This is a genomic window from Hymenobacter segetis, assembly GCF_038448715.1.
GTDB lineage: Bacteria > Bacteroidota > Bacteroidia > Cytophagales > Hymenobacteraceae > Hymenobacter > Hymenobacter segetis.
This window is the reverse complement of record NZ_JBCEVZ010000012.1, coordinates 52514-65804: the sequence shown is the minus strand read 5'-3', so window position 1 is coordinate 65804 and position 13291 is coordinate 52514. Positions and strand designations below refer to the sequence as shown.

Annotated in this window: 10 protein-coding genes and 1 pseudogene; 4 read left to right on the top strand and 7 right to left on the bottom strand. The window is 57.4% G+C overall.

The window, feature by feature from the left end; genetic code table 11:
• Nucleotides 1–69 precede the first annotated feature (69 nt).
• Nucleotides 70–579: a hypothetical protein gene (locus AAFH49_RS07190; RefSeq protein ID WP_342296935.1), complete on the top strand. Its 510-nt coding sequence runs from the start codon at nucleotides 70–72 to the stop codon at nucleotides 577–579.
• A gap of 120 nt (nucleotides 580–699) precedes the next feature.
• On the opposite strand, the gene AAFH49_RS07185 is transcribed toward AAFH49_RS07190, so the two are convergent.
• Both AAFH49_RS07185 and AAFH49_RS07180 read right to left on the bottom strand, forming a co-directional pair.
• Nucleotides 700–1110: a response regulator gene (locus tag AAFH49_RS07185; protein ID WP_342296934.1), complete on the bottom strand. Its 411-nt coding sequence runs from the start codon at nucleotides 1108–1110 to the stop codon at nucleotides 700–702.
• A gap of 74 nt (nucleotides 1111–1184) precedes the next feature.
• Nucleotides 1185–2159: pseudogene (locus AAFH49_RS07180) on the bottom strand (PLP-dependent cysteine synthase family protein); the annotation flags it as partial.
• Nucleotides 2160–2535: 376 nt separating this feature from the next.
• On the opposite strand from AAFH49_RS07180, the gene sucD reads away from it, so the two are divergent.
• Both sucD and AAFH49_RS07170 read left to right on the top strand, forming a co-directional pair.
• Nucleotides 2536–3417 carry a succinate--CoA ligase subunit alpha gene (gene sucD, locus AAFH49_RS07175; protein WP_342296933.1) on the top strand — a complete coding sequence of 294 codons (882 nt, stop codon included), beginning with the start codon at nucleotides 2536–2538 and terminating at the stop codon, nucleotides 3415–3417.
• Nucleotides 3418–3500: 83 nt separating this feature from the next.
• The gene (locus AAFH49_RS07170; protein WP_342296931.1) at nucleotides 3501–4613 is read left to right on the top strand and encodes a hypothetical protein; all 1113 of its coding nucleotides are present in this window, start codon (nucleotides 3501–3503) and stop codon (nucleotides 4611–4613) included.
• 6 nt (nucleotides 4614–4619) lie between these two features.
• Here AAFH49_RS07170 and AAFH49_RS07165 read toward each other — a convergent pair whose 3' ends face one another.
• Entirely contained in the window at nucleotides 4620–5354 is a 735-nt protein-coding gene (locus AAFH49_RS07165) for a hypothetical protein (RefSeq protein ID WP_342296929.1), read from the bottom strand.
• 159 nt (nucleotides 5355–5513) lie between these two features.
• Here AAFH49_RS07165 and AAFH49_RS07160 point away from each other — a divergent pair, with 159 nt between their 5' ends.
• On the top strand, nucleotides 5514–6914 hold the full coding sequence (locus tag AAFH49_RS07160) for a mercuric reductase (RefSeq protein ID WP_342296927.1): 1401 nt from the start codon (nucleotides 5514–5516) through the stop codon (nucleotides 6912–6914).
• Nucleotides 6915–6940: 26 nt separating this feature from the next.
• Here the strand turns inward: AAFH49_RS07160 and AAFH49_RS07155 are convergent, their stop codons facing one another.
• From AAFH49_RS07155 to AAFH49_RS07140, 4 genes are all read right to left on the bottom strand, one after another.
• Nucleotides 6941–7279 carry a hypothetical protein gene (locus AAFH49_RS07155; protein WP_342296925.1) on the bottom strand — a complete coding sequence of 113 codons (339 nt, stop codon included), beginning with the start codon at nucleotides 7277–7279 and terminating at the stop codon, nucleotides 6941–6943.
• A gap of 528 nt (nucleotides 7280–7807) precedes the next feature.
• On the bottom strand, nucleotides 7808–8578 hold the full coding sequence (locus AAFH49_RS07150; protein ID WP_342296923.1) for a Swt1 family HEPN domain-containing protein: 771 nt from the start codon (nucleotides 8576–8578) through the stop codon (nucleotides 7808–7810).
• A 78-nt stretch (nucleotides 8579–8656) separates the two neighbouring features.
• On the bottom strand, nucleotides 8657–9922 hold the full coding sequence (gene icd / locus AAFH49_RS07145; protein ID WP_342296922.1) for an NADP-dependent isocitrate dehydrogenase: 1266 nt from the start codon (nucleotides 9920–9922) through the stop codon (nucleotides 8657–8659).
• A 210-nt stretch (nucleotides 9923–10132) separates the two neighbouring features.
• Nucleotides 10133–13150: a M16 family metallopeptidase gene (locus AAFH49_RS07140; RefSeq protein WP_342296921.1), complete on the bottom strand. Its 3018-nt coding sequence runs from the start codon at nucleotides 13148–13150 to the stop codon at nucleotides 10133–10135.
• Nucleotides 13151–13291 lie beyond the last annotated feature (141 nt).

Genomic DNA, 13291 nt, shown 5'->3' with positions numbered 1-13291 from the left:
TGCGAACGATACCTGCTACAGGTCGTTCAACGACGGGCGGGGGAAGGCCCCGCCCCTACCCCGTTCGTTATGAAACTGCTACCTCTTTCTTTATCCCCATGCTTAGTCGGTTGCGTTCTGCTGCTGGCGGCTCTATCAGCCCACCCCGCCACTGCCCAGAAGTACCGCACGGCCGCCGGCATCCGTAGCGACGGCAGCAACTACGGCGTCACCATTCAACAACTCATTCTGCCCAAAACCACGATTGAAGGGTTGGGCATGTTCGCGCCCCGCGAGCGCAGCGCCACGGTACTAGCCGAGCGTCACTTCGGCATCCTGGGCCCCAGCCTGAACTATTATTTCGGCGCGGGCGGCCACTACGGCAACAACCGCGACACCGGCAACTTCTGGGGATTTGATGGGATGGTGGGCGTCGAATACAAAATAGCCTTCATTCCTTTTGTCGTTTCCTTCGATTTTAAGCCTACTATCGAGTACGGCTCGGACGATTGGAACCGGTTTCCTACGGCGGTTTCGGTGCGGTATATCTTTCTTAAGAAAAAGAAAACCGGGATTTTCCGGGCGCTGGATGGGCTGTAAATCAAAAGCCCCGACCACTATAAAGGGCCGGGGCTTTTGACTTTTTGGCTTCATCACATCTCAAGGGTTTGTCGCGTTGAGAGGACGGATTGCCGCGTTTCGCTCGCAATGACAGGCGATTTACTGGAAACGCTTTTCCAGCAGCTTGCGCATCTTTTCCTCGGTGAGGGGCTTAGTGAGGTATTCTACGTTGGGGTACTGGGCCACGCGGGCGGTATCGGCCCCGTGCATTGATGTGGTGAGCACGGCCATTACGGTCTGGTCCTGCACGGGCTGGGGCAGGGCATTGTAGAGTTCCAGGAACTCGAAGCCGGACACGCCCGGCATTTTCAGGTCGACGAACACGAGGTCGGGCGCGGGCACGCTGCTCTCGGCGGTGTTATCGCCCCAGAGCTGCTCGAAGGCTTCGTCGGCCCGCGAGAACGTGCTGACGTGGTCGGCTACCGCCAGACGGCCCAGCAGGCGGTTGTTGAGAAAGCTCGTGGTTTCGTTATCGTCAACGAGTACAATGTGATTCAAGTTAGTAGACATATTGTCGTGCTAAAAAACAAGCTTTTACGAAGATAACAACCCGACTGCGCCCCCGCAATGGCCCAGCTTACTTACAGCCAGCCCTGAGCGCGCATCCAGTCGTCGTTGTAGATTTTGCCGAGGTAGCGGGTGCCGTGGTCGGGCAGGATGATGACCATCGTGTCGTCCTCTTTCAGGTGCTCGCGGGCGTACTCCAGGGCCCCAAAAACGGCCGAGCCGCAGCTCCAGCCCACAAACAGGCCTTCTTCCTTGGCCAGGCGGCGGGTCATCACGGCGGCGTCCTCGTCGGTTACTTTGATGAACAAATCGATAACATCGAAGTCCACGTTCTTGGGCAAAATATCTTCGCCGATACCTTCCGTTTTGTAGGGGTAGATTTCGTTTTCGTCGAAGATGCCCGTTTCCTTGTATTTCTTGAACACCGAGCCGTAGGTGTCGAGGCCGATGGCCACGATGGCGGGGTTCTGTTCCTTGAGGTACTTGCTCACGCCGCAAATGGTGCCGCCCGTGCCCACGCCGGCCGCCCAGTGCGTGATTTTACCCTCCGTTTGCTCCCAGATTTCGGGGCCGGTGGTGTCGTAGTGCGCGGCGGTGTTCGAGAGGTTGTCGTATTGGTTGGGGTAGAAGGAATTCGGGGTTTCCTGGCTCAGGCGGCGGGCTACCGAGTAGTAGCTGCGCGGGTCTTCGGGGGCTACGTCGACGGGGCACACCACCACTTCGGCCCCCACGGCGCGCAGGATGTCCTGCTTTTCCTTGCTCTGCTTGTCGCTCATCACGAAGATGGTTTTGTAGCCTTTGGCGATGGCGGCCAGGGCCAGGCCCATGCCGGTGTTGCCGCTGGTGCCTTCGATGATGGTGCCGCCGGGCTTGAGGATACCGGCTTTTTCGGCATCTTCAATCATGCGGATGGCCATTCGGTCTTTCACCGAGTTGCCGGGGTTGAAATACTCGACTTTGGCCAGCACGGTGCCTTTAATGCCGTCGGTTACTTTGTTGAGCTTGACGAGGGGCGTGTGGCCGACGGCCTCAATGACGTGGTTGAAATACATCGAAAAATGATGGGTGGGGTAATGGGATGTGAGGGTACAAAGGTAAGGATTTCGGCGGCGGGGTGGGGTTGAAGAAATATTTACGGAACGTCATGCAGAGCGCAGCGAAGCATCTTGCCCGCGCAACGCAATCCAATCGACAGATTTAGTAATGGCGGGCAAGATGCTTCGTTGCGCTCTGCATGACGTTCTGAATAATGCTCTGCACTACGTTCTGATAATGCTCAGCACGACGTTCTGCGCACGCTCCGCATGACGTTCAACCGATTGCATAACTTCTGCCTTGCCCTAGCCCCAAAATCCCCTACTTTTGCACCACCGTTGCCCGTCCGGGCTTCCCTCCCCCACTCCATCAATATCCCAAAAACACCTCCGAATGAGCGTTCTGGTCAATAAAGATTCCAAGGTTATCGTACAGGGCTTCACCGGCTCCGAGGGCTCGTTCCACGCCCAGCAAATGATGGAGTACGGCACCAACGTGGTGGGCGGCGTGACGCCCGGCAAAGGCGGCTCCGAGCACCTCGGCCGTCCCGTGTTCAACACCGTGGCCGATGCCGTGGAAAAAGCCGGTGCCGACACCAGCATCATTTTCGTGCCCCCGGCTTTCGCCGCCGACGCTATTATGGAAGCCGCTGACGCGGGCATCAAGGTGATTATCACCATTACCGAAGGCATCCCGACCAAGGACATGATTGCCGTGAAGCAGTACCTCTCGGAGCGCCCCAGCGTGACGATGATTGGGCCGAACTGCCCCGGCGTGATGACCGCCGGCGAGTGCAAAGTGGGCATCATGCCCGGCTTCATCTTCACCAAAGGCAAAATCGGCATCGTGTCCAAGTCGGGTACGCTGACCTATGAAGCCGTTGACCAGCTCACCAAAGCCGGCCTGGGCCAGACCACGGCCATCGGCATCGGCGGCGACCCCATCATCGGCACCACCACCAAGCAGGCGGTAGAATTGCTGATGAACGACCCCGAAACCGAAGGCATCGTGATGATTGGCGAAATCGGCGGCGGCATGGAAGCCGAAGCCGCTCGTTGGATTAAAGAAACCGGCAACAAGAAGCCCGTGGTAGGCTTCATCGCTGGCCAGACGGCTCCTCCCGGCCGCCGCATGGGCCACGCCGGTGCCATCGTAGGCGGTGCCGATGATACGGCCGCTGCTAAAATGGCCATCATGCGCGAGTGCGGCATCCACGTGGTGGATTCGCCCGCCGAGATTGGCGATACCATGCTGCGCGTGCTGGGCGGCAAATAATCCGTTCACAACCTGAATCAGCAAGTACATTTGAGTCCCGGCTTCGGCCGGGACTTTTTTGTTTATTCCTTTCCCCATCCCCTATGCCGTTTACCCTGCGCTATAGTTGGATAGCAGTTGTCTTGCTGCTTGCCGCTTGTAAAAAAGAAGAAATCGAGAAAATCGTGGTGCGGGACCGGCAGTATAGCTGGGCCCCGGTGGCTCCCTTCTCGGGCTTCAGCAACATCATTCTGGGAATAGGCAAGGGCCCCGATGGGCTATATATGCAGCAGCCGGGCGCCTTCACTACCCTAGAGCTACGAAATGGAAGAAGCTTTTTTCAGGAATATGCCTCTCCGGTTTCTACCGATATCAGAGCCCGTTTGCCCATTGGGTCGCAGTACTTCGTGTCGTACATGGGAACGGATGTGGCCATCATCCCCAATAAGCAGCCGGTTACGGGCCAGTACTACCAGCATATTCAGCTCAATCGGCTGGACCCGCAGGCCCAGCTAGTGCCCACGGGGTATCGTTCGTATTTCAAGATGGGGGCCATTAGTGCGAACGGTTATCTGCTGTTCAGCTACCTCACCCGCGATATGTTCATGGACAGCCAGATGCACCTGGTGCTGGCCCAAGTGCCTCCTTTCGACGCCACCGGCGCCCCGTCGCAGTCCATGCCAACGCCCCGCGTTATCACCATTCCCATCGTGGGCTCCCCCACCTACCCCTCTTTCCCAACCTTGATTACGGCCATCGACAACTACTTTTTGGTTGATTGCGGCGTCCAGGGCGTGTTTCGGATTGAGCAGAACGGCACCTACCGCCAGGTGCTGAATAAGGAGTACTCCGTGGAAACATTTTACAAGTGGCACGGCCGGGTGTATGCCCACATGGGCACCAACCAGCTGGGAATTTCCGACGATGATGGCCTGACCTGGAATATCGCCTCGGGGGCCTCGAGCATTCTTCGCTTCAACTCCATGCACCCGGTGGGCGACAGCCTGGTGGGCATTTACCACGCCACGGGCTCCAACCAGCTATTCACGCTCAAAGTGAGCAGCACGGGCTACCGGGCCCGGCTGCTGAAGAACGACGGCCTGGAAAATCTGGAGCTGAACGGCCTGGAAACCTGGCGCGACACCGTGTATCTGGCCACCAGCGGCGGGCTGTTTAAAAAGCCAGTCAAGACCTTCTTCGAAGACCAGAAAAAATAGCGCTGGCTACTCGTCCAGCGTGGTGTTCTTGTCCAGATTAATCACAATGCCGACCTGAAACACCGAATTGGCGGCTTTCAGGTACTTATTGTTGCGGAAGCCGAAAATCTGGCCGCTGATTAATTGCAATTGCACCGGTCCCGCAATCTGGGTGCGGGTGAAGGTGATGGGCTCGAAAAAGACGTTGCTTTCGCCGGGGGCGGCCAGGCCGTCGATTTTGAAGTTGTTGAGTTGCATGTAGCTCAGGCGCATGGCCGCGCCGTAGGTGAGCGGGAAGTCGTGGTTGAACAGGTGCAGGCTGTTCTGCTTCTTCTTGGCGTAGTTCACCTGGGCGAAGACTTTGGACAGGCTGCCATCGAGGGTGCGGGAGGTGATTTGAGCTTCGTTGCGCTCGATGCGCTCGGTGCTGCCGCCGCCGCCGCCCACGTATACTTCCAGCACGCGCTTGTCGGGCAGGCGGGTAAAGTAGCCGAGGCTGGCTTCGCCGAAGTCGATGTTTTCAGTTTTGTCGGATTTTTTGCGGTGCAGGGAGGAGAAGGTGCCGGCTACCGCGAGGTGGTTGGTGAGGCCGTAGGCCCCTTGCAGGGCGTAGTTGGTGTGCTGGTTGGTGCTCACGGTGCCGTAGAACTCGCCCTGGTGCGTGAGCATGGGCGCATGCGGCGGCGGCGGAAAATACAGCGAGGCGCAGCCCGTGAGGCCCGATGAAACCGATAAGAAAGTCAGACGCAGCAAATGCTTCATGGGGCGGGGCGAGGCGGGGCAAAGATTGGGGCAGGCAACGCCCGATGCGGCAATTTCGTGTTTCTGCCCGACATTCCCCCGGATTTGCCGGGCCGGGCTCAGTCGCTGGAGTAAGCCGGGCCGTATGTAAGGGCAATTAATCCCCTCACTGTGCCCGCTATGCCTGCCGATTCGTTTGATGCCATCATTATTGGAGCCGGCCAGGCCGGTACGCCGCTTTCCTATGCCCTAGCCGAAGCCGGCCGCCGCGTGGCCTTCATTGAGAGCGACTTTCTGGGCGGCTCTTGTATCAACTACGGCTGCGCGCCTACCAAGGCGCTGCTGGCTTCGGCCCAGCGGGCCCACCATGTGCGCACGGCCGGGGCGCTGGGCATCAAAGCGCCGGAGCCGGTGGTGGATTTCGGGGCGGTGATTGAGCGGATGCATACGCTACGCCAGAACTCGCGCGACAGCCTGCACCGCAAGATTACGGAGGACCGCGACGGCATTACGCTTATTCGGGGGTGGGCGCGGTTCACGGCCCCGCACACTTTGCAAGTGGCGCTGGTGGGCGGCGGCGAGCAGCAGCTCACGGCCCCGCTCATCTTCATCAATACCGGCACCTCGGCCGCCGTGCCCAACATTGAGGGGCTGGCCGACAGCGGCTACCTCACCAGCGACTCGCTACTGCTGCACCTGACGAAGCAGCCGGAACACCTGCTCATCTTGGGCGGCAGCTACATTGGGGTTGAGTTCAGCCAGATGTTCCGGCGCTTGGGCAGCCGCGTCACAGTCATCGACAGCAAGCCGCGCATGATGTCGCGCGAAGATGCCGACGTGAGCCACCCGCTGGAAGAATGCCTCACCGAATCCGGCGTGGGGCTGGTGCTGAGCGCCGAAACCCGCCGCGTGACCCGCGCCGCTGATGGCACCATCACCCTCACGGTGACGACCAAGGACGGCGAGCGCCGCCTGCACGGCAGCCACCTGCTGGTAGCAGTGGGCCGCGAGCCCAACACCCGCGACCTCGGCCTGGAGCACACCAACATCACCCTCAATAAGAAAGGCTACATCGAAGTAAACGAGCACCTGCAAACTGGCACGCGCGGCGTGTACGCGCTGGGCGACGTGAAGGGCGGCCCCCAGTTCACCCACGTCAGCTACGACGACTACCGCATTGTGCGCGATGCGCTGCTGCATAATAGCAAGCGCACTACGGCAGACCGGCCCCTCCCCTACGTAGTGTTCACAGAGCCGCAACTGGGCCGCATTGGCCTCTCGAAGAATCAGGCGAAGGAGCAGGGCCTGGCCTACCGGGTGAGCCGGCTGCCGGTTCGCACCATCGGGCGGGCGGTGCAGACGGGCGAAACCGATGGCTTCATCGAGGTGCTGGTGGGCGAAGACGACCGCCTGCTGGGCGCGGCCGTGTTCTGCGAGCAGGGCGGCGAAATCATGACCATGTTTCAGCTGGCGATGGCGGGCAAATTGCGCTACCAGGACTTGCAGGACATGATTCTGGCCCACCCCACCTGGGCCGAGGTGCTGAACAACGCGTTTCAGCGGCTGAAACCGGGGGAGTAATGCTCGTACAGCCGTCAGGCCGGGACCTACGCGGGCTGCTGGTTGGTGAAAGTCGTTGGCTTCTCCTCCAGAAACTCGCGTACTGAGGCCGAGTCGTTCAGCACCTTCAGCACCACCAGATGCAACAGGGTGGTGAGGCTGTAGCCTAGCAAGGGCTGGCCCCATTTCCAGGAGGTGAACAGAATGAGGGCACCGAACAGAAATTGGAGCCCGTTCAGGAACAGGGCGAAGGTGCGCGCGTGCTTCCACCGCCCAAACAGCAGCAGAATCATCAGCGCGTTCAGGTCTTGGCCGTGGCCGACGTTGCCCGTTTCGCTCACGAACCACAGTTTATAGTGGGCCGGCAGCCAAGAACTGAGCAGCATGCACGCCGAAACCAAAACCAGGAGCCAGAAACCTTTGCCAGTGATGCGCATGATGACGAAACAAGCGGTGGTGAGGAGCAATTCAATACGCAAAGAAAGGTCGGCGGTTGGGCCGAAGCAAGCCCGCGCCGGGACTGGTTACCAATGGGTTTGGCAGTGTTTCCGTGCCTCCGGCAATCCATTTGATGATTCCAGCCATTCACTCGCCCTATGCAGGAAGTGAAATAAATTTGGCCAGGTCAGCATAATTTATTTCACTTAATGACGCATGAGCAAACCCAAATGGTAACTTGCCCATCCTAAAAAGCTTGCTCAGCAAACACCCGTCATAAAGCCAAAGGGTAATAAAGACCGCTGCGCAAGGTGCTCCAACAGGTGCGCAAGGAGCAAGCCGGCGATACTGCCGAAACGAAAGGCCCGAAAGCGGCTTAGGTTTCGGGGAGTTATTTGGTAATAGAAAAGGGCACCCGCGCATGGCGTGGGTGCCCTTTTCTATTACGGCGAATTGCTGGCATTGCTGGCGCGAGTTTACTGATTAGGCAATACATCATATTTAAATATCACTGAGTCATCATCCCCGCTTTTATTAGCGTGGTACTCTCTCGTACTCCTTATTGATATGTAAATCTTAGTTCCCAGACCAATATGCTCTTTCAAAATTGTTAACTGTAACACTCGACTCTTCTGCCACTCATTATGGCGAATACTATATTCTAGTTCCTCGCCTTGAGGGTCTGTTGCAGACACGATGTATTCCAAAACATCTCCTTCACGAAGCAATTTGCCAGTTCTTACAATACCATACTCATCTACTTTCCAACTATTACCATAATTATCATGGACGCTTTCAATTCTTGGAAAGTAATCTGCACCTGTTTCTTGCATACTTCTAAATTTTGTGATTCTATTTCGAATTTCACCTGTAATTCCTACCACAAGATGCTTTTGATACGTCAATAACTCACGGCCATGTGCATTGGAATTTCTATAATTTTCAAGCATTCCAAGCAAGGCATCTACTTCCTTTTTTTCGCCTAAAGCAGCACTAAATATGTCCCAATTTTTATTGAGCATATTTCTTAAGTCATAGAAATCTGAATAATAAATAAGTCGTGGGTCGCAAGAAGAGTGCTTTTGTTTCTTATTCTCAATTTCAAGTTTCTCTTTCCATTTGGCGATTCTATCATCTGGCAACCCGCATTTACTAAACCAATCTGGTCCGAATTTTTTATCGAGTCCCGCAGAAATAAAATCTCTCAAAACGTTTTCTACGTCTTGAAGGGCTTGCTTTTCGTTCATAGTTTAAAATGCAAAACCCCCGCGCCAGCCAAAGCCGACGCGGGGGTTTCTATTGGTGCTTAGGCAGCAGCCAAGCTACTACATATTCTTAATAATCTCCTGGCCGAATTCGCTCGTTTTGAGGAGGGTGGCACCTTCCATCTGGCGTTCGAAGTCGTAGGTCACGCGCTTGCTGGCGATGGCGGCTTCGAGGCCTTTGTTGATGAGGGCGGCGGCCTCTTTCCAGCCCATGTACTCCAGCATCATCACGCCGGAGAGGATAACCGAACCGGGGTTCACCTTGTCCTGGTTGGCGTATTTGGGGGCCGTGCCGTGGGTGGCTTCAAAGATGGCGTGGCCGGTGGTGTAGTTGATGTTGGCACCCGGCGCGATGCCGATACCGCCCACGATGGCCGCCAGCGCATCGGAGATGTAGTCGCCGTTCAGGTTCAGGGTGGCTACCACCGAGTACTCCGAGGGGCGCAGCAGAATCTGTTGCAGGAAGGCATCGGCGATGCTGTCCTTGATGATGAGCTTGCCCTGGTCCACGGCCTGCTTTTGCAGCGCGTCGGCCACAGCCACGCCCTGCTTGGCCACGATTTTATCGTACTGGGCCCAGGTGAACACCTTCGCGCCAAATTCCTTTTCGGCCAGTTCGTAGCCCCAGGTTTTGAACGCGCCTTCGGTGAACTTCATGATGTTGCCCTTGTGCACGATGGTCACCGAAGGCTTCTTGTTGTCCAGCGCGTACTTGATGGCGGCGCGCACGAGGCGCTCGGTGCCTTCCTTGCTCACGGGCTTGATGCCGAACGAGGACGACTCGGGGAAGCGGATTTTCTTCACGCCCATCTCGTCCTGCAGGAATTCGAGCATTTTCTGGGCCTGGGGCGTACCGTTCATATACTCGATGCCGGCGTAGATGTCCTCCGTGTTCTCGCGGAAGATGACCATGTCGGTCAGTTCCGGGTGCTTCACCGGCGAGGGCACGCCGTCGTAGTAGCGCACGGGGCGCACGCAGGCATACAGGTCCAGCTCCTGGCGCAGGGCCACGTTCAGCGAGCGGATGCCGCCGCCCACGGGCGTGGTCAGCGGGCCTTTGATGCCCACGAGGTATTCGCGGAACGCGTCGAGGGTTTCGGTGGGCAGCCAGTTGGTGGTGGCTTTGTAGGCTTTCTCACCGGCCAGCACTTCCTTCCACACCAGCTGCTTTTTGCCGCCGTAGGCTTTCTCCACCGCCGCGTCGAACACCAGCTTGGAAGCACGCCAGATGTCCGGCCCGGTCCCGTCGCCCTCGATGAAGGGAATCGTGGGTTTGTCCGGAACGGTCAGCTTGCCGTTTTTAATGGTGATTTTTTGCTCTGCCATGTGGTCGTCTATTAAGCGTGTTCGAGTTTGATTTTACTATTCGGAACGGGGGAACCTCACCCCCTAGCCCCCTATCCAAAAAAGGGGGAACTAGTTCTGGTTTTATTTCTAGCCTGAGAACTGTTCCAGCATGGGCTAGAAACGAGTCCCCCCCTCTCTGGGGGAGAGGGGGGCTAGGGGGGTGAGGTTCCCCCGGAATGGTACGGTTAGCTAGTACCCAAAAATCTCCTTCAGCGTGAGCTGCTGCACGGTGCCATACTTGGCCAGCTCCTTGAAATTGAGCCGGTCTTTCGAGCCGATAACCAGAATAACCTGGTTCTGGCCCTTAATCTTGGCGGTCTGAAACTTCTTCAATACATCAAAAGTCATTTTCTGCGTGTAGTCATACACGTCGCGGCGCAGGTCGTAGTCGAGGCCGAGGCGCTTGGCGCGCTCGTAGCTCATCAGGATGTTGCCCTTGGTGATGCGCTCGGTGCTGATGCTGTTGCGGATGGCGTTTTTGGCGATTTCCAGATTGGCTTCGGCCACCGGCATGTCGGTGAGGAGGGCTTCCATGCCGGCCATGGCCTCGGGCAGCTTGTCGCTCTGCGTGCCGATGTAGCTCAGGTTGTAGTTGGAGCGGCCCAGCTTGTCGGCGTTGGTGTAGCCGGAGTAGGCCGAGTAGGCCAGCGCCTTGCTCTCGCGCAAATCCTGAAACACGATGCTGCCCATGCCGCCGCCGAAATACTCGTTGTAGAGCGCCACCGTGGGCACCATTTCCTTGCTATACAGGTCGCCCTTGGTTAGGAACAGGATTTCGGCCTGCACCATGTTGTAATCCACCCAGTAGACTTTCTTGTCTTTCAACGGCTGCTCAGCAAAGTCCTTGGCCGCCGGGGCGGGCGTGAGCTTGGCGGGCGTGCGGTGCTCGGTTTTGAGGACGGCCACCGTGGCATCCTGGGCACGCGGCCCATAGTACAGCACCCGATGCTGGTACGTCGGCAGCTTCTGAATCATTGCCGTGAGCTGCTCCGGTTTCAGCGCCTTCAGTTCTTTCTCGCTCAGGATGTTCGTGAAGGGGTTTTTGGGGCCGTATTTCACGTAGCTCACCATCGCCTGATTCAGAATCACGCGCTTTTCGAGCTTGGCATCCTGGCGCTGCTTAAGCACGCCGGCTACCATGTCCTTGAGGGCAGTGGCATCGGGCTTGGGCGCGGCCATGAGCTGTTCGAACAGCTTCAGTGCCGGCTCCAGGTTGCTATCGAGACCGTTCAGGGTTACGTAAATCCGGTCAGCCCCACTGCTCACATTGAATGAGCAGCCCAGCTTGTAGAATTCCTGTTGCAGCTGCGCGGCGGTGTATTTGCCGGTGCCGAGGTATTGTAGGTAATCCGAAGCGAGGCTCCAGCGCGGGTCGTTGTTCTTGCCCAGGTCGAAGACGTAGGACAGGTTGAACAGGCCGTTCTCCGCATTGTGCGTGTAGTACAGCGGCAGGCCGGGCTTGATTTCCGTCTCCTGAATATCCTTTTTGTAATCAACAAACACCGGCTGCAGTTCCGTGCTTGGCATCGCCGTGAGCTGCTTGTAGTAGGCCGAGGCCACGTCGCGGTTGGCCGGCACGGGCGTGATGGCGGGCTTCACCACTTTCACCTTATTGGGGTCGACGCCGGTACGCTTGAAAACGGTCACGACATTCGGGCCGTAGTTGTCGTTAGCGAATTTCACGATTTCAGCCTTCGTAATCGTGCCGAAATCATCCTGCTGCTTCAGGTAGTCTTTCCAGTCGATGCGCTCGATAAAGGCCTCGTACATGGCACTGGCGCGGGCCTCGTTGCTTTCGTAGCTCTTGGTGCGCGTTAGCTTCTCGTTGTTGATGATGGCCGGAATCAGCCAGTCGGGGAAGTTGCCCTTTTTGACTTTGTCCAGCTCGCCCAGCAGCAGCGCCTTCACGTCTTCCAGCTTCTGCCCCTGACGCGGCGTGCCGTAGATGACGTGCGTGGAATAGTCGTCGTTCATATCCGTGAACGAGGCAGCTTCCAACACCTTCTGCTGCTGGTTCAGGTCGAGGTCGATAAGGCCGGCCTGACCATTGGTTAGGATTTTATCCAGCATCCGCAGGCGCACGGCATCCTTCGACGCCTTGCCCGGCAGGCGGTAGCCAATCATCACGTTTTCCGACTGCGGGCCGAGGATTTCCTTGGTAATCGGGGCCGTAATCGGCTTTTCAACGGGAGCGTTGAAAACCGGCACCGGCTTGCTCGGCATCGCCCCAAAATACTTATCAATAACGCGAATAGTAGCGTCGTAATCCAGGTCGCCACTCAGGCACAGCGCCACGTTATTCGGCACGTAGTATTCGCCGAAATACTTCTTAATCTCCGTAATGGACGGGTTTTGCAGGTGCTCAATCGTGCCGATGGTCGTCTGCGTGCCGTAGGGGTGCGTGGGGTAGAGCGAGGCATTCAGCGCCTCAAACTCCTTGTTGAAATCGGAGTCCAGGCCCCGGTTTTTCTCCTCGTACACCGCCTCCAACTCGGTGTGGAACAGGCGCGGCACCATCTCGCGCAGCCGCTCGGCCTGGATGGCGGCCCACTTCTCCAGTTGGTTGCTGGGAATATCTTCTTGGTACACCGTCTCCTCGTTCGAGGTGTGGGCATTGGAGCCTTTGGCCCCGATGGCACCCATTACTTTATCGTACTCGTTCGGCACGGCGTACTTAGCCGCCACACCCGAAATTGAGTCAATCTGGTGGTAGGTGCGCTTGCGGGCAGCGGCATCGTTGCGCTGGCCCCGGTACACTTCGTAGAGCGCCTCAATCTTATCGAGCTCAACTTTTTCTTTGGTCCAGTCCTGCGTGCCCAGTTGCGAGGTGCCCTTGAACACCATGTGTTCCAGGTAATGCGCCAGACCGGTGGCAGTAGCAGGGTCATTTTTGGAACCGGCGCGCACGGCCAGATAGGTCTGAATGCGCGGCGCATCTTTATAATCGGACAGGTAGACCGTCAGGCCGTTATCCAACTTATAGATGCGCACGCCGAGCGGGTCGCCGGGCACCGATTCGTAGTGGTATTCCTTCGGCGCAACCGGCGTAGAAACCGGCGCGGCCGCAGTTACCGCCGCAGTAGTAGCAGCCGGTTTGCTCGATTGGCATTGCGTGGTGAGGCCCAGTACCGCCAGGGCGGGAAACAGCAGCAAAAAGTTGTTTTTCACGAATGGCGCAGGCGGGTAGCTGGGGGATTCAAAAAACAAAGGTAGCTGGCTGATAGAGGAATAAAAAACAAAATTTCGTCTTATCTTGGCCGATTGTTTCGGTGTCAGCTAGTGGCTTGGGTATTGGCGACGGGATTTCCCAATCGTTTGCAGGAATTTGACGATGTAGGGGCGGGGCTT

Excerpts from the sequence above, each read along its gene's own strand:
- AAFH49_RS07190 (WP_342296935.1), top strand. The coding sequence starts at position 70 with ATGAAACTGCTACCTCTTTCTTTATCCCCATGCTTAGTCGGTTGCGTT.
- AAFH49_RS07185 (WP_342296934.1), bottom strand. The coding sequence starts at position 1,110 with ATGTCTACTAACTTGAATCACATTGTACTCGTTGACGATAACGAAACC.
- sucD (WP_342296933.1), top strand. The coding sequence starts at position 2,536 with ATGAGCGTTCTGGTCAATAAAGATTCCAAGGTTATCGTACAGGGCTTC.
- AAFH49_RS07170 (WP_342296931.1), top strand. The coding sequence starts at position 3,501 with ATGCCGTTTACCCTGCGCTATAGTTGGATAGCAGTTGTCTTGCTGCTT.
- AAFH49_RS07165 (WP_342296929.1), bottom strand. The coding sequence starts at position 5,354 with ATGAAGCATTTGCTGCGTCTGACTTTCTTATCGGTTTCATCGGGCCTC.
- AAFH49_RS07160 (WP_342296927.1), top strand. The coding sequence starts at position 5,514 with ATGCCTGCCGATTCGTTTGATGCCATCATTATTGGAGCCGGCCAGGCC.
- AAFH49_RS07155 (WP_342296925.1), bottom strand. The coding sequence starts at position 7,279 with ATGCTGCTCAGTTCTTGGCTGCCGGCCCACTATAAACTGTGGTTCGTG.
- AAFH49_RS07150 (WP_342296923.1), bottom strand. The coding sequence starts at position 8,578 with ATGAACGAAAAGCAAGCCCTTCAAGACGTAGAAAACGTTTTGAGAGAT.
- icd (WP_342296922.1), bottom strand. The coding sequence starts at position 9,922 with ATGGCAGAGCAAAAAATCACCATTAAAAACGGCAAGCTGACCGTTCCG.